The sequence below is a fragment of the Helicobacter sp. 219-2 genome (genome assembly GCF_030053225.1).
GTDB lineage: Bacteria > Campylobacterota > Campylobacteria > Campylobacterales > Helicobacteraceae > Helicobacter > Helicobacter pylori_C.
Map to the genome: position 1 here is coordinate 1164430 of NZ_JASGBS010000001.1, position 17851 is coordinate 1182280.

Consider the following 17851-nt stretch of genomic DNA (forward strand, 5'->3'; position numbering starts at 1 on the left):
TCAACTTTTCACACAAACTGATCCTAAAAGCGTAGTGTTTAATAGTAAATACTTAGTATTTAATATTATAAAATCCAATATACCAATCCCCCCTTTAAAAATACGCAAACTCTTTATTATTTAGATTGTAAAAATGCTTTACATTTTATTTTTTTTCACCAACTCTAACGCTTTGAAACGCTCCCCCAAACCCCCAGGGCTAATTAGGGGCTTGATTTTAGCCGCTTCTTTCAAATACCTTTCATAACTCACGCTCTTTGAAAATGTTTCTAATAATTCCATAAGCCCCATATCCAATAAAGCACTAGCCTGCGATTTGAAGAATGAAAATTGCGCCTGGTGTTTTTCAAACAAAAAGCGCACCAAAGAAAAATTGACATCATAGGTCAAATCGCTTTGCTGATACAAAGAAGCCAGATTGTTTAAAATATCTTTAAAATCCAGCGCTTGGTGGTTTTTAAAAGCCCTTAAATGCATGTCTTTTCTCTCTATCTCATCGCCATAATCAAAGCTCAAAAACACCCAAGAAGAAGCCTCATCCAATTTTTCTAACAAATCCTTAATAAAAGCCTCTAAAAACAACGGTGCGCACCCTTGTTTTAAATCCAAATTTTTAAGAAGTTCTTTAGTGGGTCCATCAATACCACCCCAAACACCCTTATGATCATGGGTAATAAAAAGCATTTTGTTATCTTTAATGATCTCGCAAGCGAATGCGTCAAACAATTCATTAGAGATAACAAACGCGCTTTTTTCTTTAAAATCAAGCTCTTCTAAATTGCAACTATTCAAATCCAATTGCGTGGCTTGTTTAAAAATAGTTCGTTGGAGTTTTTGCAATTCCTTTAAAGGCTCACAGCTGACAAACTCGCATTTTTCCATTACGCCCACGCTCAAAGCGTTTAAAAAATTCGCTATATCGCTCAAAAAATGCCCATGATGGGCGCCAATTTCTACAATTTTTAAAGGCAAAAATAATTTTTCTTCTTCTAAAAGCTTGATGATATAAAACGCAACAGCGCCCCCAAAAAACTTACTCAAAGACACCGAAGTGTAAAAATCCCCTTTTTGACCGATTAGTGCTTTTTTGTAATACCCCTTTTCGCCATAAAGCCACTCTTGCATGTAATTCCCAAACGAACGCACGATTTTCCTTTCATTAAACTCATCTCAACCAACAATAATATAAGAGCTATTCTAGTCAAAATCGCCTTATTTTTGCGCTATGATATTCAATCATAATGACTTTTTAAGCTAAGTGTGAAGGGAGTTTAGAGTTTGGAAATTTTAAGGCGAGAATGCGGAGCGGTTGAAGAAAACGCTTATATTGTGAAGCTTTCTAGTGGGATAGATTTTATTATTGATCCCGGATTTTCTAGCAGCGAATGGGTGTTAGAAAACGCCAAAAACCCTAAGGCGATTTTAATCACGCATGGGCATTATGATCATGTATGGGATAGCGCTCAATTGTCAAAACTCCTTAAAAACACCCCCATTTACGCCCCCAAAGACGATGTGTTCATGCTAGAAAATGATATTTTCCATTTAGGCATGCCGGTTTTTAGCCCCAATTTCAGCGTGCCTTGCAATAAGGGTTGCACCACTTTAAAGATAGAAAACACCACCATTAAATACTGGCATTTTCCCGGGCACACGCCCGGCTGCTCTATCATAGAAATAGAAGGGGTGATTTTTAGCGGGGATTTTATTTTTTATCGCAGCATTGGCCGTTATGATTTCCCTTATTCTAGTGAAAAAGACATGAAAGAGTCCCTGTTAAGGTTTCAAAATTTAGATTTCCCTAAAGATATAGAGATTTATCCAGGGCATGGGGATAAGACAAGTTTTTTTGCCGAAAGAGAGCATTCTAAAATTTGGGTTTCAAGGATGGCTTAATTGTTGAGCCGGCTAGAAAAAGAGCGTTATTTGCACCATATCATGCTAGAAGATGTGGGCGAAGAAAGCCAATTGAAGCTTTTAAAATCTAGCGTTTTAGTCGTTGGGGCTGGGGGTCTTGGATCAGCGGTTTTGATGTATTTGTGTGCCGCTGGGATAGGAAAAATCGCTATTGTAGATTTTGATGTGGTAGATATGAGTAATTTGCAACGCCAAATTATCCATTCACAGGATTTTTTAAACCAATCTAAAGCCTCTAGCGCGAAAGCACGCTTAAAACAACTCAATGCTGGTATTGGAATAGAGATTTTTGAAGAACGCTTTAAGGCTCATAACGCTCTTTCTCTCATAGAGCCTTATGATTTTATCATAGACGCTACAGACAATTTCAACGCTAAATTTTTGATTAATGACGCTTGCGTGTTAGCCCAAAAACCCTATTCGCATGCCGGGGTTTTAAAATACAGGGGGCAAAGCATGAGCGTTTTACCCAATAGTGCATGCTTAGTGTGTGTTTTTGATAAGCCCCCTAAAAAGGGATTAAATCCTATTTCAGGGCTTTTTGGAGTCTTACCCGGAGTTTTAGGGTGTATCCAAGCGAGCGAATGCCTTAAATATTTTTTAGGGTTTGAAACTTTACTTATAAATACTTTACTTATAGCCGATATTAAAACGATGGATTTTAAAAAAATTCAAGCACCCAAAAACCCTGAATGTAGGGTTTGTGGCACGCATAAAATCACGCATTTACAAGATTATGAAATTTAGATTAAGGGGTAAGTTTTGGATTTATCAACCATACTAGGCTTGGTATTGGCGGTCGCTTCTATTTCGCTGGGCGATATTTTAGAAGATGGCAACCCGTTGCACATTATCCATTTGAGTTCAGTCATCATCATCGTGCCTACTTCGCTTTTTGCTGCCATGACAGGCACGCATGCTCGTTACGTGAAAGCCGCTTACAAAGAGATAAAAATTGTTTTTTTAAACCCTAAAATCAATTTAAACGAAACCATTAAAAATTTAGTGGAATTAGCCACTTTAGCCAGAAAAGATGGGGTGTTGAGTTTGGAGGGGCGAGTGGCGCAAATTGAAGACGATTTCACCCGTAATGGCTTGTCTATGATCATAGACGGCAAGGATCTCAAATCCGTTAAGGAAAGCTTAGAAATCAGCATTGAAGAAATGGAAGAGTATTATCACGGCGCCGCTCATTATTGGGAAACGGCCGGTGAGACCGCTCCGACTATGGGGTTAGTGGGGGCGGTTATGGGGCTTATGCTAGCCTTGCAAAAACTGGACAACCCGGCTGAAATGGCAGCAGGGATTGCTGGGGCATTTACAGCTACTGTTACAGGGATTATGTGTTCTTATGCGATTTTTGGCCCTTTTGGGCATAAGCTCAAGGCCAAGTCTAAAGATATTATTAAAGAAAAAACCGTTCTTTTAGAGGGGATTTTAGGCATCGCTAACGGGGAAAACCCAAGGGATTTGGAAAACAAACTCTTAAACTACATCGCTCCCGGTGAGCCTAAAAAATCTCAATTTGAGGGTTAAAAATGGCTAAGAAAAACAAACCCACCGAATGCCCCGCCGGCGAAAAATGGGCGGTTCCTTATGCGGACTTTTTGTCGTTGTTGCTTGCGCTTTTTATCGCTCTTTATGCCATTTCAGCGGTCAATAAATCCAAAGTGGAGGCCTTAAAAACCGAATTTATTAAGATCTTTAATTACGCTCCCAAGCCAGAGGCGATGCAGCCGGTTGTAGTGATCCCCCCTGATTCAGGGAAAGAAGAAGAGCAAATGGCGAGCGAAAGCTCCAAACCGGCTTCGCAAAATACCGAAACAAAAGCCACTATCGCTCGCAAAGGTGAAGGCAGTGTTTTAGAGCAAATTGATCAAGGCTCTATTTTGAAACTCCCCTCTAATTTGTTGTTTGAAAATGCTACTTCAGATACTATCAATCAAGACATGATGCTTTATATTGAACGGATCGCTAAAATCATTCAAAAACTCCCTAAAAGGGTGCATATTAATGTGAGAGGTTTTACAGATGATACGCCTTTAGCTAAAACCCGTTTTAAAAGCCATTATGAATTAGCCGCCAATCGCGCTTATAGGGTGATGAAAGTCCTTATACAATACGGCGTAAATCCTAACCAATTGTCTTTTTCTTCTTACGGCTCTACAAACCCTATCGCGCCTAATGACTCCTTAGAAAACAGAATGAAAAACAATCGTGTGGAAATCTTTTTTTCAACCGATGCGAACGATTTGAGTAAGATCCATTCTATTTTAGATGAAGAATTCAATCCCCACAAACAGCAAGAATGAATCGCATGAAACGAATTTTTTTGTCAATCTTTTTGTTGTTGGCGAGCCTTATCGCTAGAGAAAAGGACGCTTCTTCAAACCTTTTTGATTTGATTAATAAGGGGATTAACAGAGAACAAGAACTCAAAGAACAGGAGCAAAAAACGCGTTTAAAACTGGCTCAAAGCCCTTTAGTGGCTTTAGAGATTGTCCCCCAAGAAACGCCCTATTTAGAATGGCAAGGGGCTAGGGAGTCGTATTATTTAAAAGTGAGCGCTGTCGTGGAAAGCGTGGTTATCTTAAAAATTGACATCAACCAAGGGCGTTCTTGCTCGCTCTACCCCACGCCTAAAAGCGTTTCTTTAGTGAGAAACCAAAGCGTAGCCTATGAGATTTTATGCGAAAACCAACCGCTATGGATAGAAGTGAGCACGAATTTAGGCAAACGAACCTTTCAGTTTTAACCTGCAACCAATATTAAAGAATGCCTTCAGCATTTTAAAACCCCTTTATTCAAATAAGTTTGGTTATAATGCTAGGCATGGGCGTTTTTAAACAATTGATCAAAGAATTGTATGAATGGTTGCTCCATTCTATGGATATGGCTACGCAGCATTTAGTTGCCATAGTATTAAAAATAAGCGTGGTAAAATATTTGATAAAAGAATTTCATGATCGCTTCATTTATTTTATAGATTTGATTGCGCAACATTTCATCATCGTTGCACTTTCTGGTTTTCTCGTGCTGGTGTTTGGGGTTTTGATTGGGGTTTTTGTGTTTTATAACTCAAAGGCTAGAGCGTTCTTGCTCCCTATAGTGAATTTCCTTTACACCATCCCATCGCTGGCGTTATTCGCTTTATTCATTCCTGTGATTGGGGTGGGGTTAAAAAACGCGCTTTTAGTGTTGGTCTTATACGGCTTATTGCCCATTGTCCATAGCACTTATAACGCTTTAAAAGAGGTGCGAGAAGAAGTCATTAAGGCCGCTATTGGGCTAGGGTGTAACCCCAAAGAGTTGTTTTTTAGGGTGCGATTCTTGCTCGCTATCCCCCAAATTTTAGTGGGCTTAAGGATTGCGGTGGTGATGTTAGTGGCGATGGCTGGGATCGGAGCACTCATTGGGGCTGGGGGCTTAGGGCAGGCGATCTTTAGAGGGCTAAACACGCAAAACACCCCGCTTTTAGTGGCGGGCAGTTTGATCATCGCTCTTTTTAGTGTTTTAGCGGATAAATTTGTGAGCGTCTTTCAGCATGAAAACGCCTTGCAACGCCTATTTTCTCAAAACGCCACCAAGAAACAAAAAAGAAAAGTTTATCTTAATTTAGCGGTGTTCCTTTTTTTATTGCTAGCGAGTGCCTTATGGCTCATTCCTAGAAACGCCATAGAAGAAAAGCCCTTAGTCGTGGCTACAAAACCTAGCAGCGAGCAGTATATTTTGGGCGAGATTTTAAGCCTTTTGTTAGAAAAACACCATATTCCTATCAAGCGAGCGTTTGGCATTGGTGGGGGGACGATGAATATCCATCCGGCATTGATTAGGGGCGATTTTGATTTGTATGTGGAATACACCGGCACCGCTTGGGTGAATACGCTCAAAAACCCTTTGACTCAAAAAGTGGATTTTGAAACGATTAAAAAGCGTTATGAGAAGGAATTCAATCTTTTATGGGTGGGGCTTTTGGGCTTTAATAACACCTATTCCTTAGCGATTTCTAAAGAAGACGCTCAAAAATACGCTATTGAAACTTTCAGCGATTTAGCCTTTCATAGCCCAAATTTTGATTTTGGAGCGGAGTTTGACTTTTTTGAAAGAGAGGACGCTTTTAAGGGATTAGTGAAAGCCTACCGCTTCCATTTTAGAAGTTTGCATGAAATGGATATTAATTTGCGCTATAAAAGTTTTGAATCCCATAAAATCAACGCTTTAGATGTCTTCACTACAGACGCTCAAATTAAAGAGCTGGATTTAAAGGTGCTTAAGGACGATAAAGGGTTTTTCCCCAATTATCAGGCCGGTATTGTTATGAGAAAAGAAATTGTAAAAAAGTATCCGGAAGCGTTAAAAATATTAGAAAAATTGGATTCAAAATTTAGCGATGAGGTGATGCAAGATTTAAACTATCAGGTGGAAGTGTTGAAAAAAAGCCCCCAAATAGTCGCTAAAGATTTTTTAGAGAGATTAGGGTTATAGCATGAAAGAAATCGTTACCATAGAGAATGTGTCTTTTAACTACCACAATCGCGCTGTTTTTAAGGACTTTAATTTAAGCATTCAAGAGGGGGATTTTTTATGCGTTTTAGGGGAGAGCGGGAGCGGTAAAAGCACGCTTTTAGGCTTGATTTTAGGGCTTTTAAAACCCAGTCTGGGGAGTATTAAAATCTTTAATGAGACCCTTTCAAACAACGCTTCTTTACGCCAAAAAATAGGCTATATCGCTCAAGGCAATTCCTTATTCCCTCATTTAAACGCCATGCAAAACATGACTTTTTGCCTTAATTTACAAGGCATGGACAAACAAGCCGCTCAAAAAGAAGCCAAAGCCTTAGCGTTAAAAATGGGGTTAAATGAGAGCCTTATGGATAAATTCCCTAACGAATTGAGTGGAGGGCAAGCCCAAAGAGTGGGCATTATTAGGGGGATTATCCACAAGCCAGAACTCATTTTATTAGACGAGCCTTTTAGCGCTTTAGATAGTTTTAATCGTAAGAATTTGCAAGATCTCATCAAAGAAATACACCAAAATTCTCACGCTACTTTCATTATGGTAACGCATGATGAAAGCGAGGCTCAAAAGTTGGCCACAAAAACCCTAGAAATCAAAGCCCTTAAATAAGAGCAATGATTTTAAGGCTGATTTAAAAATTCTGGCGTGGTGTTATTGGTGGGCGTTTGCATAGAAGAATTAGAGCTGTTTGAAGTTTTTTTAGCGGGTTTTCCATTGAATGGAGGGGCTTTATAGCCGCAAGCTTGAATCGTTATGGCTACAAGCGTTAAAAAGCATGTTAAGATCAGTTTATGGAACAAAATATTTTCTCCTTACTCATTCAAAAAAAGTCTTATAAAAAGCTTGAAACTCTTTTGAAACTCAAAAAGCTTAAGGTTTTTATGCCTTTAAGTTTACAAGAAAATTTGCTTTTTATCTTCATAAAAGACTCTAAATTGCTTTTTGCGTTTAAAGATCTTTGGGCGTCTAAAGAATTTAACCAGCGATTCGCTAAAGAAATCAGCCATTTTTTAAACACGCAAGGGCATGCTTATGGGTTTGACGGGTTGAATGGGTTAGAAATTTTAGGCTATGTGCCTAAAGATTCCTTAGAAAAAGCCAATTTTTATGCCCCCATTAAAAAACAAGCCCGTTTTTATCGCCCTAGCGCTTTAGGGTTGTTCCATAACCCCATTAAAGACGCTCGTTTGCATGAATGTTTTGAAAAAGCGCGTGCTTTAATCCACTACCAACGAAGTTTTTTTGAGGAATGAATGGTTGATTTATTGTCCAGTTTAAAAAACCTTTCTCATAGCAGTGGCGTGTATCAATATTTTGACAAAAACCGCCAATTACTCTATATCGGTAAGGCGAAAAATTTAAAAAAACGCATCAAAAGCTATTTTTCTATCCACAATAATGAAATCACGCCTAACCATCGCGCAAGCTTACGAATCCAAATGATGGTCAAACAGATCGCTTTTTTAGAAACCATTTTAGTAGAAAACGAACAAGACGCTTTGATTTTAGAAAACTCTTTAATCAAGCAGCTCAAACCCAAATACAACATTCTTTTAAGAGATGATAAAACTTACCCTTATATTTACATGGATTTTTCCACTGATTTCCCTATCCCTTTAATCACACGAAAAATTTTAAAACAGCCTGGCGTTAAATATTTTGGCCCTTTTACGAGCGGGGCTAAAGATATTTTAGACAGCTTGTATGAATTGCTCCCGTTGGTTCAAAAGAAAAATTGCATCAAAGATAAAAAGGCATGCATGTTTTATCAAATAGAGCGTTGTAAAGCCCCATGCGAGAATAAAATCACCAAAGAAGAATATTTGAAAATCGCTAAAGAATGTTTAGAAATGATTGAAAATAAAGACAAACTCATCAAAGAGCTTGAATTAAAAATGGAGCGTCTTTCTAATAACTTGCGTTTTGAAGAAGCCCTCATTTATAGGGACAGGATTGCAAAAATCCAAAAAATCGCCCCTTTCACTTGCATGGATTTAGCCAAACTCTACGATTTGGATATTTTTGCTTTTTATAGTGGGAGCAATAAGGCGGTGTTAGTGAAGATGTTTATGCGTGGGGGTAAAATCATTTCTTCAGCGTTTGAAAAAATCCACTCTCTCAATGGGTTTGACACTGATGAAGCGATGAAACAAGCCATTATCAATCATTACCAATCGCATTTGCCTTTGATGCCTGAACAAATCTTACTGAACGCTTGCTCTAATGAAACGCTTAAAGAATTGCAAGATTTTATCTCTCATCAATACTCTAAAAAAATCGCTCTTAGCATTCCTAAAAAAGGCGATAAGCTCGCTTTAATAGAAATCGCTATGAAAAACGCTCAAGAGATTTTTAGCCAAGAAAAAATCTCTAATGAAGATCTGATTTTAGAAGAAGCGCGATCGCTCTTTCAATTAGAGTGCATGCCTTATAGGGTGGAAATCTTTGATGTAAGCCACCATGCCAACAGCCAATGCGTGGGGGGAATGGTCGTGTATGAAAATCATGAATTTCAAAAAAACTCCTATCGGCGCTACCATTTAAAAGGCTCTAACGAATACACTCAAATGAGCGAATTGCTCACCAGAAGGGCTTTAGATTTTGCCAAAGAGCCACCGCCTAATTTGTGGGTGATCGATGGAGGGAGGGCGCAATTAAACATCGCTTTAGAAATTTTAAAAAGCAGCGGGAGTTTTGTAGAAGTGATCGCTATTTCTAAAGAAAAAAGGGATTCTAAAGCTTATCGCTCTAAAGGGGGTGCTAAAGACATTATCCACACCGCTAACGATACTTTTAAATTGCTCCCTAGCGACAAGCGCTTGCAGTGGGTGCAAAAATTGCGCGATGAAAGCCACCGGTATGCGATAAACTTCCATAGATCCACTAAACTTAAAAACATGAAACAAATCGCTCTTTTAAAAGAAAAGGGTATAGGAGAAGCCAGCGTGAAAAAATTGTTGGATTATTTTGGGAGTTTTGAAGCGATAGAAAAAGCGAGCGAGCAGGAAAAAAACGCCGTTTTAAAAAAACGAATTTAAAGGAAAAAACATGAAAAAAAGATTGAATATAGGGCTTGTGGGTTTAGGGTGTGTGGGGAGCGCGGTCGCTAAAATCTTACAAGAAAATCAAGAAATCATTAAAGACAGAGCCGGCGTGGAAATCATGATTAAAAAAGCGGTGGTGCGAGATGTGAAAAAGCGCAAAGGCTATCCTTTTGAAATCAGTAATGATTTAGAAAGCCTGATAGAAGATGAAGAGATTGATATTATCGTGGAGCTTATGGGTGGGGTGGAAGTGCCTTATCTTTTAGCTAAAAAAACTTTAGCCAAACAAAAAGCCTTCGTTACAGCCAATAAAGCCATGTTAGCGTATCACCGCTATGAATTAGAACAAATCGCTAAAAACACTCCCATAGGCTTTGAAGCGAGCGTGTGTGGGGGTATCCCTATTATCAAGGCTTTAAAAGATGGCTTGAGCGCTAATCACATCCTTTCTTTTAAAGGGATTTTAAACGGCACCAGCAATTACATTTTAAGCCAGATGTTTAAAAATCAAGCGAGCTTTAAGGACGCTTTGAAAGACGCCCAACATTTAGGCTATGCGGAATTAAACCCTGAATTTGACATTAAAGGCATTGATGCGGCACACAAATTATTGATTTTAGCGTCTTTAGCCTATGGCATTGATGCGAAATTAGAAGAAATTTTAATTGAAGGCATTGAAAAAATAGAGCCAGACGACATGGAGTTTGCTAAAGAGTTTGGTTATAGCATTAAACTTTTAGGCATCGCTAAAAAACACCAAGATTGCATTGAATTAAGGGTGCATCCAAGCATGATTAAAAATGAATGCATGCTCTCTAAAGTGGATGGGGTGATGAACGCTATAAGCGTTATAGGGGATAAGGTGGGCGAGACTTTGTATTATGGGGCTGGGGCTGGGGGAGAGCCTACCGCAAGCGCGGTCATTAGCGATATTATAGAAATCGCAAGGAAAAAAAGCTCTCTAATGCTAGGCTTTGAAACTCCTCAAAAACTCCCCCTAAAACCCAAAGAAGAAATCCAATGCGCTTATTATGCGCGTTTGTTAGTGAGCGATGAAAAAGGGGTTTTTTCTCAAATTAGTGCGATTTTAGCCCAAAATGACATTTCGCTCAACAATGTTTTACAAAAAGAAATCCCGCATTCCAACAAGGCTAAAATCTTATTTTCCACGCATACCACCAACGAAAAATCTATGTTAAACGCCCTTAAAGAGCTTGAAAATCTAAAAAGCGTGCTAGACACCCCTAAAATGATCCGTTTGGAACATTGAATGCGCTTTTTGAATAACAAGCATAAGGAAAAAGGTTTAAAGGCTGAAGAAGAGGCCTGCAAATTTTTAAAAACGCTGGGTTTTGAAATGGTGGAAAGGAACTTTTTTTCAAAATTTGGCGAAATTGATATTATCGCTTTTAAAAAAGGGGTTTTGCATTTCATTGAAGTCAAAAGCGGGGAAAATTTTGATCCCATTTATGCGATCACGCCGAGTAAATTAAAAAAGGTGATTAAAACGATCCGCTGTTATTTGTCCCAAAAAGATCCCAATAGCGATTTTTGCATTGACGCTCTTATTGTGAAAAATGGTAAATTTGAGCTTTTAGAAAATATCACTTTTTAGATTTTTATCCAAAATCAGTGCGTTTTCATTAACATTCTTAAGCTAATATAATTCTCGTTAATCAAAATCATATATTTAGGAGTAACCAATGAGTCACTATATTGAATTAACTGAAGAAAATTTTGAAAGCACCATTAAAAAAGGGGTTGCGTTGGTGGATTTTTGGGCGCCATGGTGTGGGCCTTGTAAGATGCTATCCCCTGTGATTGATGAATTAGCCAGCGAATATGAAGGTAAGGCTAAGATCTGTAAAGTCAATACCGATGAGCAAGAAGAATTGAGCGCGAAATTTGGTATTAGAAGCATTCCTACGCTTTTATTTGTAAAAGATGGCGAAGTCGTCCATCAGTTGGTGGGCGTGCAAACTAAAGTTGCTTTAAAAGAGCAATTGAACAAACTTCTAGGCTAGTAGCCATGATAGATTGCGCGATTATTGGAGGTGGTCCTGCAGGTTTGAGTGCGGGGCTTTATGCCACTAGAGGCGGTGTTAAAAACACCGTTTTATTTGAAAAAGGAATGCCTGGGGGGCAAATCACTGGCAGTAGTGAGATTGAAAACTATCCGGGCGTTAAGGAAGTGGTGAGCGGGTTGGATTTCATGCAACCATGGCAAGAGCAATGTTTTCGCTTTGGCTTAAAGCATGAAATGAGTGCTATTCAAAGGGTTTCTAAAAAAGACTCTCATTTTGTTATTTTGACAGAAGATGGCAATACTTTTGAAGCTAAGAGCGTGATTATCGCTACCGGTGGTAGCCCTAAACGCACAGGCATCAAGGGCGAGTCAGAATATTGGGGTAAAGGCGTTAGCACTTGTGCGACATGCGATGGCTTCTTTTACAAAAATAAAGAAGTAGCGGTGCTTGGTGGAGGCGATACCGCCGTAGAAGAGGCGATTTATCTGGCCAACATCTGCAAAAAAGTCTATCTCATCCACAGAAGAGATGGTTTTAGGTGTGCACCTATCACTCTAGAACATGCCAAAAACAATGATAAGATTGAGTTTTTAACCCCTTATGTGGTAGAAGAAATCAAGGGCGATGCTTCTGGCGTGTCTTCTTTAAGCATTAAAAACACAGCCACTAATGAAACAAGAGAATTAATCGTGCCGGGGTTTTTTATTTTTGTAGGTTATGATGTGAATAACGCCGTGTTGAAACAAGAAGACGGCTCCATGCTATGCAAATGCGATGAGTTCGGCTCTATTGTCGTGGATTTTTCCATGAAAACGAATGTTCAAGGCTTGTTTGCCGCAGGAGATATTCGCATTCTTGCCCCTAAGCAAGTGGTTTGTGCTGCAAGCGATGGCGCTACGGCAGCCTTAAGCGTGATTTCTTATTTAGAACACCATTAAATCAAGCTTATAGCCCTAGATTTAGGGTTATGAGTTCTCGCTTCAAACATTCATTGGATTTTTAAAGCTTTTTTGTAGCCGTGATGCGATTTTATTCGCAAAGTTTTATTGTAAAACAGAGCCTAAAAATGATATACTCTATACTCTATTAAAAATTATGGGAGTTTAAGCTTTGCGTGTTTTCATCATTTCTTTGAATCAAAAAGTGTGCGATCAATTTGGTTTAGTTTTTAGAGACACCACAACTTTACTCCATAATATCAATGCCACCCACCACAAGGCGCAAATTTTTGATGCGATTTATTCTAAAACTTTTGAAAGCGAGTTGCACCCCTTAGTTAAAAAACATTTACACCCTTATTTCATCACGCAAAACATCAAAGACATGGGGATTACAACCAACCTAATCAGTAGGGTTTCTAAATTTTATTACGCTTTAAAATACTATGCGAAGTTTATGAGCTTGGGGGAGCTTGGATGCTATGCGAGCCATTATTCCTTGTGGGAAAAATGCATAGAGTTAAATGAGCCCATTTGTATTTTAGAAGACGATATAACCTTGAAAGAGGATTTTAAAGAGGGATTGGACTTTTTAGAAAAACACATTCAAGAATTGGGCTATGCGCGTTTGATGCATTTGTTGTATGATGCCAATGTAAAAAGTGAGCCATTGAGCCACAAAAACCACGAGATACAAGAGCGTGTGGGTATCATTAAAGCTTATAGTCATGGGGTGGGGACGCAAGGCTATGTGATCACGCCCAAGATTGCCAAAGTTTTTAAAAAATGCAGCCGAAAATGGGTTGTTCCTGTGGATACGATAATGGACGCTACTTTTATCCATGGCGTGAAAAATCTGGTGTTACAACCTTTTGTGATCGCTGATGATGAGCAAATCTCTACAATAGCACGAAAAGAAGAACTCTATAGCCCTAAAATCGCCTTAATGAGAAAACTCCATTTTAAATATTTGAAATACTGGCAGTTTGTATAGCCAATAATAAAAATACTAAAGAGCGTTTTAAAGCGTTAGTTGTCCCTATTTGATTAGAACAAAACTTAATCGCCTTTTTAAAAAAATGGATTAAAATTTTAAATGGATTTTAAAAGGGTTTAACCCCTTTTAGCTTCTATGCACAATTAAGACACATTAAGAGAATGAAGCGTATTAGAAAATTATTTTCTAATTTTCTAATACTATTAAGACTTTTTAGGATTAGCTTCGGTTACCCTAATCGTTCTGCCCATAAAATCCGTATTGTCTAATTTAGCGATCGCTTCACTAACGCCCTCTTCTTGCATTTCCACAAAGCCAAAACCTTTAGGTTTCTTCGTTTCTCTGTCATAAATCAGCTTGACATTAAAAACTTTGCCAAATTGACTGAAAAGCTCCTTGACTTGCTCACTGGTAGCGCTATAAACCAAATTCCCTACATAAATGTTTTTCAAGATAAAATTCTCCGGTAAAAAAATGACAACACACCCATAAGAATATGAAAAAGTTATAAAAAAGTAACACTTCTAAAACCCAAACACATCCAAAAGAGAAGTATGGTAGATTTTATCTAATGATTGCTTAAAAAATTATAAAAGCTATTAAAATTGGGTATTGATAATAAAATAGAACTTACACGAGCAAGCGGTAATTTTAAAAAGTGCAAAGGATGAGAGAGCATGGTTTCAAAATCACCCCCCTAGCCTTTCAAAAGCTTTACCATAAAACAAAGTTTTAAAAAACAATATTAAAGCCAAACAAGAATGTTTTGCTTAATGCCCTTCATCGGTTAAAACAGCCCCTGCCAAATACACATAAGTGAGGATCATAAAAACAAAAGCTTGTAAAATCCCCATAAAAAACAAGACCATAAAGGGCGCTACAGGAACAGCCCAAGGCACTAATAAAAGCATGATGAGCAAGAACATGTCATCGCCCTTGATATTCCCAAACAAACGAAACGATAAAGACACGATCCTAGAAAAATGCGAGATGATCTCAATAGGGAACATGAAAGGAGCGAGCCATTTCACAGGGCCTGCAAAATGAGCGAAATACTTAAAAAAGCCCTGCACTCTAATGCCTTCAAAATGGTAGTAAAAAAACACAATCAGCGCTAAAACCAGCGTAAAGCTCCAGCTAGCCGTAGGGGATTCAAAACCAGGAATGATGCCTATCATGTTAGAAAAAAAGACATACAAAGCGATCGTGCCTGCTAGTGGGAAGTATTTGCGGGCTAATTCTTCGCCTATAATATCCTTAGCCACGCTCAAAATCGCGCTAATGACGCTCTCATACACATTCTGCAAACCCATAGGCACCATCTGCATTTTGCGCGACGCGCCAAGCGAGATTAAAAACATCAAAACCGCTGTCAAAACAACAAAAAACCCGGTGATAAAATCATGATTGGAGCTAAAAAAATTAGCAATAGTAAATACTCTGTGTTCCATGAAAAAGTTTCTCTAAGCCTTATTGAAAATTTCCTTAATTGTAGCAATTAAGTTTTAAAAACTCATTAAATTAAGCCTTTCAACGAGTTTTTTAACGATTTGTCTTGTTTTCTTTTAAAATTCACCCATAATAATTAGGGGCTTCTTTAGTAATATCCACGCCATGCACATGGCTTTCTTTTAACCCCGCGCTAGTGATTTCTACAAATTCAGCGTTTTGATACAATTCCAAAATATTTTTCGCCCCCTGATACCCCATAGAAGAGCGCACGCCCCCCACTAATTGGAAAATCATATCCGAAACCTTACCACGATAAGGCACACGCCCTTCAATACCTTCTGGGACTAATTTTTCACTCGCTACGCCCTCTTGAAAATACCGATCAGAACTCCCTTTTGTCATAGCCCCAATGCTCCCCATGCCCCTATAGCTTTTATATTGCCTCCCTTGGTAGATCATAAAATCCCCCGGTGATTCTTCTGTGCCAGCGAGTAAAGAGCCTATCATCACGCTTGATGCCCCCAAAGCCAGAGCCTTAGCCACATCGCCTGAATAGCGGATCCCTCCATCTGCAATCACAGGAATATCAAATTTAGACGCCACTTCTACGCAATTATCAATCGCACTCACTTGGGGCATTCCCACCCCAGCCACAATCCTAGTGGTGCAAATGCTTCCTGGCCCAATACCCACTTTAATAGCGTCCGCTCCCGCGTTAATCAAATCGCTTGTGGCTTCTTTAGTAACCACATTCCCCACAATCACATCCACTACCAAGCTTTTTTTAATCTCTTCTAAAGTGTGTAAAATATTGGCTGAATGCCCATGCGCGCTGTCTAACACCAACGCATCCACCCCCGCTTTAACTAACATTTCAGCCCTATCCAACTGCCCCACTCCAATAGCCGCCCCCACTCTCAACCTCCCAAAATCATCTTTATTGGCATCAGGGTATTCAATGCGTTTTTGAATGTCCTTGATCGTAATCAAGCCTTTTAAAACATTATCCTTATCCACAATGGGCAATTTTTCAATCTTATGCTTGTGCATCAAGTCCCTAGCCTCTTCCAAACTGATGCCCACATGAGCGGTAACTAAAGGCATTTTAGTCATCACATCGCCCACTTTTTTACTCAAATCGGTTTCAAAGCGCACATCTCTGTTGGTTAAAATCCCAATCAACAATCCCTTATCATCTACCACAGGCACGCCTGAAATCTTGTAATTATCCGTTATGACTTTAGCGTCCGCTAGAGTCCTGTGCGCATGGATAAAAATAGGATCATTAATCACCCCGCTTTCGCTTTTTTTAACCTTAGTGATTTCTTTAACTTGCGTTTGAATATCCATGTTTTTATGCACGATGCCAATACCCCCAAGGCGCGCCATAGCGATAGCGGTTTTATGCTCTGTAACCGTATCCATAGCTGCACTAATAAAGGGGATATTCAAACTAATGTTTTTGGTCAGGCGAGACTTTAAGCTCACATCTTTAGGTAAAACGCTGGATTTTCTAGGCACCATCAACACGTCTTCAAAAGTCAAAGCCCTTTGTAAAATTCTCATTTTCTATCCTTAATCTAATTTTAAATCTAATTCTTGCTCTAAAGCGTAAGAAACATCTAAAAGGCTTTGCTCATCAAAAGCCTTAGCAATGAATTGCATCCCTATAGGCAAGCCTAAAGGATCTTTAGCGACCGGTAAAGAAAGAGCCGGCAAACCGCTCAAATTCGCCCCAATCGTGTAAATATCGCTCAAATACATTTCTAAAGGGCTCGCATGGTGATTGAATAAGTGGGCGCTCGTGGGAGCTACAGGGGTGAAAATCAAATCCACTTTTTCAAAAATCTTGTTGTATTGCTCTTTAATCATCAAACGCATTTGCTGGGCTTTCAAATAATAAGCGTCATAATACCCGCTGCTTAAGACAAAATTCCCTAACATGATGCGCCGTTTCACCTCATCGCCAAAACCTTCAGCGCGGCTTTTGAGATACAATTCTTTCAAATCTTTAATATTTTGAGCCCTTCTCCCATAACGAACCCCATCAAATCTGGCCAGATTCGAACTCGCTTCAGCCATGCTGATAATGTAATAGATAGAGATTTGATAATGCGAATCCAACATCTTTTTTTCCACAATCTCATGCCCCATTTCTTTCAAGGCTTTAAGGGTGTTTTCATAAGCGAGTTGCACTTCATTGCTTGCATCTTTAATGTGATCTCTTAAGATAGCGATTTTAAAGCGTTTTTCTCTATTAAGATTTTTAAAGGTTTGCGTGGGTTTGAGATTCGCGCTCGTGGAGTCCTTGCTATCATGCCCGCTAATGGCGTCAAATAAAATAGAAGCGTCTTCCACATTTTGCGTGATAGGCCCGATTTGATCAAAGCTAGAACAATACGCAATCAAACCATAACGGCTCACCCTCCCATAAGTGGGTTTTAACCCCACGCACCCGCAATAGCTCGCCGGCTGCCTGATAGACCCGCCCGTATCGCTCCCTAAAGCCGCCACCGCTAAGCCACCAGCCACCGCTGCTGCGCTTCCTCCGCTACTCCCTCCAGGCACTCTGTTTTTATCTCGTGGGTTTTTAGTGATCCCATAGCAACTAGACTCTGTGGTGCTTCCCATCGCAAACTCGTCCATGTTAGAAAGCCCAAACCCTGCCATGCTGTTTTGGTGCAAGTTTTCAATCACGCTCGCATGATAAGGAGCGATATAGCCTTCTAAAATCTTACTGGAGCAAGTAACTTCCCACCCCTTAACGCTGATATTGTCTTTAATAAGGATTGGCACCCCCTTAGCGCTAGCGCCATTAAGGCTAGGGGCTTTAATATAAGCGTTCAAATCTGAAGCTCTAACCTTAGCGTCAATTTCGTTTTTAAGGGTTTCTAATTCATCTTGGGATAAAGAAAGGGCTTGTTTTAAAGTGATCATGTTTTTAGCCTTACAAAAAA

At 39.3% G+C, this 17851-nt stretch carries 20 protein-coding genes; 14 read left to right on the forward strand and 6 right to left on the reverse strand.

Features of this window, described 5'->3' with window-relative positions; all coding sequences use genetic code 11:
- Positions 1-138: 138 nt before the first annotated feature.
- Positions 139-1146, reverse strand: coding sequence for an SAM-dependent methyltransferase (locus P6280_RS05685; protein ID WP_283237236.1), 1008 nt, complete (start codon positions 1144-1146; stop codon positions 139-141).
- 132 nt (positions 1147-1278) lie between these two features.
- On the opposite strand from P6280_RS05685, the gene P6280_RS05690 reads away from it, so the two are divergent.
- From P6280_RS05690 to egtV, 7 genes are all read left to right on the forward strand, one after another.
- Positions 1279-1896: an MBL fold metallo-hydrolase gene (locus P6280_RS05690; protein ID WP_283237237.1), complete on the forward strand. Its 618-nt coding sequence runs from the start codon at positions 1279-1281 to the stop codon at positions 1894-1896.
- The gene (locus tag P6280_RS05695; protein WP_283237238.1) at positions 1897-2664 is read left to right on the forward strand and encodes a HesA/MoeB/ThiF family protein; all 768 of its coding nucleotides are present in this window, start codon (positions 1897-1899) and stop codon (positions 2662-2664) included.
- Positions 2665-2679: 15 nt separating this feature from the next.
- Positions 2680-3453 (forward strand): flagellar motor stator protein MotA, encoded by a 774-nt coding sequence (motA, locus tag P6280_RS05700; protein WP_000366185.1) that lies wholly within the window; start codon positions 2680-2682, stop codon positions 3451-3453.
- Positions 3454-3455: 2 nt separating this feature from the next.
- Complete coding sequence (gene motB, locus P6280_RS05705) at positions 3456-4229, forward strand: flagellar motor protein MotB (RefSeq protein ID WP_128050643.1); 774 nt, start codon at positions 3456-3458, stop codon at positions 4227-4229.
- A gap of 5 nt (positions 4230-4234) precedes the next feature.
- Entirely contained in the window at positions 4235-4672 is a 438-nt protein-coding gene (locus P6280_RS05710) for a hypothetical protein (protein WP_162980752.1), read from the forward strand.
- Between the two features lie 68 nt (positions 4673-4740).
- Positions 4741-6402, forward strand: coding sequence for an ergothioneine transport permease/ergothioneine binding protein EgtU (gene egtU, locus P6280_RS05715; protein WP_283237239.1), 1662 nt, complete (start codon positions 4741-4743; stop codon positions 6400-6402).
- 1 nt (position 6403) lies between these two features.
- Complete coding sequence (egtV, locus tag P6280_RS05720) at positions 6404-7045, forward strand: ergothioneine transport ATP-binding protein EgtV (RefSeq protein WP_283237240.1); 642 nt, start codon at positions 6404-6406, stop codon at positions 7043-7045.
- Between the two features lie 11 nt (positions 7046-7056).
- Here egtV and P6280_RS05725 read toward each other — a convergent pair whose 3' ends face one another.
- Complete coding sequence (locus P6280_RS05725) at positions 7057-7236, reverse strand: hypothetical protein (RefSeq protein WP_000468796.1); 180 nt, start codon at positions 7234-7236, stop codon at positions 7057-7059.
- On the opposite strand from P6280_RS05725, the gene P6280_RS05730 reads away from it, so the two are divergent.
- From P6280_RS05730 to P6280_RS05760, 7 genes are all read left to right on the forward strand, one after another.
- Complete coding sequence (locus P6280_RS05730; RefSeq protein ID WP_000437188.1) at positions 7228-7689, forward strand: hypothetical protein; 462 nt, start codon at positions 7228-7230, stop codon at positions 7687-7689. The genes P6280_RS05725 and P6280_RS05730 overlap by 9 nt on opposite strands.
- Positions 7690-9474: an excinuclease ABC subunit UvrC gene (gene uvrC / locus P6280_RS05735; protein ID WP_283237241.1), complete on the forward strand. Its 1785-nt coding sequence runs from the start codon at positions 7690-7692 to the stop codon at positions 9472-9474. It begins immediately after the preceding gene.
- A gap of 10 nt (positions 9475-9484) precedes the next feature.
- On the forward strand, positions 9485-10750 hold the full coding sequence (locus P6280_RS05740; RefSeq protein WP_220860403.1) for a homoserine dehydrogenase: 1266 nt from the start codon (positions 9485-9487) through the stop codon (positions 10748-10750).
- Positions 10751-11095 (forward strand): YraN family protein, encoded by a 345-nt coding sequence (locus P6280_RS05745; RefSeq protein WP_283237242.1) that lies wholly within the window; start codon positions 10751-10753, stop codon positions 11093-11095.
- An 88-nt stretch (positions 11096-11183) separates the two neighbouring features.
- The gene (gene trxA / locus P6280_RS05750; protein ID WP_000020200.1) at positions 11184-11504 is read left to right on the forward strand and encodes a thioredoxin; all 321 of its coding nucleotides are present in this window, start codon (positions 11184-11186) and stop codon (positions 11502-11504) included.
- Positions 11505-11509: 5 nt separating this feature from the next.
- Positions 11510-12445 carry a thioredoxin-disulfide reductase gene (gene trxB, locus P6280_RS05755; RefSeq protein ID WP_283237243.1) on the forward strand — a complete coding sequence of 312 codons (936 nt, stop codon included), beginning with the start codon at positions 11510-11512 and terminating at the stop codon, positions 12443-12445.
- 172 nt (positions 12446-12617) lie between these two features.
- Complete coding sequence (locus P6280_RS05760; protein ID WP_283237244.1) at positions 12618-13439, forward strand: glycosyltransferase family 25 protein; 822 nt, start codon at positions 12618-12620, stop codon at positions 13437-13439.
- A 206-nt stretch (positions 13440-13645) separates the two neighbouring features.
- Here P6280_RS05760 and P6280_RS05765 read toward each other — a convergent pair whose 3' ends face one another.
- From P6280_RS05765 to gatA, 4 genes are all read right to left on the reverse strand, one after another.
- Positions 13646-13894 (reverse strand): RNA-binding protein, encoded by a 249-nt coding sequence (locus P6280_RS05765; RefSeq protein WP_000790557.1) that lies wholly within the window; start codon positions 13892-13894, stop codon positions 13646-13648.
- A 318-nt stretch (positions 13895-14212) separates the two neighbouring features.
- A complete protein-coding gene (locus P6280_RS05770) occupies positions 14213-14893 on the reverse strand; it encodes a F0F1 ATP synthase subunit A (RefSeq protein ID WP_033582616.1) in 681 nt (226 codons plus the stop codon).
- A gap of 121 nt (positions 14894-15014) precedes the next feature.
- Complete coding sequence (gene guaB, locus P6280_RS05775; protein ID WP_180391522.1) at positions 15015-16460, reverse strand: IMP dehydrogenase; 1446 nt, start codon at positions 16458-16460, stop codon at positions 15015-15017.
- A gap of 9 nt (positions 16461-16469) precedes the next feature.
- Positions 16470-17831 carry an Asp-tRNA(Asn)/Glu-tRNA(Gln) amidotransferase subunit GatA gene (gatA, locus tag P6280_RS05780; RefSeq protein WP_283237245.1) on the reverse strand — a complete coding sequence of 454 codons (1362 nt, stop codon included), beginning with the start codon at positions 17829-17831 and terminating at the stop codon, positions 16470-16472.
- Positions 17832-17851: the final 20 nt, after the last annotated feature.

What these genes read in the sequence shown, in the direction of transcription:
- gatA (WP_283237245.1), bottom strand. Translation starts at nt 17,831, where the DNA reads ATGATCACTTTAAAACAAGCCCTTTCTTTATCCCAAGATGAATTAGAA.
- trxA (WP_000020200.1), top strand. Translation starts at nt 11,184, where the DNA reads ATGAGTCACTATATTGAATTAACTGAAGAAAATTTTGAAAGCACCATT.
- motB (WP_128050643.1), top strand. Translation starts at nt 3,456, where the DNA reads ATGGCTAAGAAAAACAAACCCACCGAATGCCCCGCCGGCGAAAAATGG.
- P6280_RS05770 (WP_033582616.1), bottom strand. Translation starts at nt 14,893, where the DNA reads ATGGAACACAGAGTATTTACTATTGCTAATTTTTTTAGCTCCAATCAT.
- P6280_RS05730 (WP_000437188.1), top strand. Translation starts at nt 7,228, where the DNA reads ATGGAACAAAATATTTTCTCCTTACTCATTCAAAAAAAGTCTTATAAA.
- P6280_RS05745 (WP_283237242.1), top strand. Translation starts at nt 10,751, where the DNA reads ATGCGCTTTTTGAATAACAAGCATAAGGAAAAAGGTTTAAAGGCTGAA.
- egtU (WP_283237239.1), top strand. Translation starts at nt 4,741, where the DNA reads ATGCTAGGCATGGGCGTTTTTAAACAATTGATCAAAGAATTGTATGAA.
- trxB (WP_283237243.1), top strand. Translation starts at nt 11,510, where the DNA reads ATGATAGATTGCGCGATTATTGGAGGTGGTCCTGCAGGTTTGAGTGCG.
- uvrC (WP_283237241.1), top strand. Translation starts at nt 7,690, where the DNA reads ATGGTTGATTTATTGTCCAGTTTAAAAAACCTTTCTCATAGCAGTGGC.
- egtV (WP_283237240.1), top strand. Translation starts at nt 6,404, where the DNA reads ATGAAAGAAATCGTTACCATAGAGAATGTGTCTTTTAACTACCACAAT.
- P6280_RS05740 (WP_220860403.1), top strand. Translation starts at nt 9,485, where the DNA reads ATGAAAAAAAGATTGAATATAGGGCTTGTGGGTTTAGGGTGTGTGGGG.
- P6280_RS05710 (WP_162980752.1), top strand. Translation starts at nt 4,235, where the DNA reads ATGAAACGAATTTTTTTGTCAATCTTTTTGTTGTTGGCGAGCCTTATC.
- guaB (WP_180391522.1), bottom strand. Translation starts at nt 16,460, where the DNA reads ATGAGAATTTTACAAAGGGCTTTGACTTTTGAAGACGTGTTGATGGTG.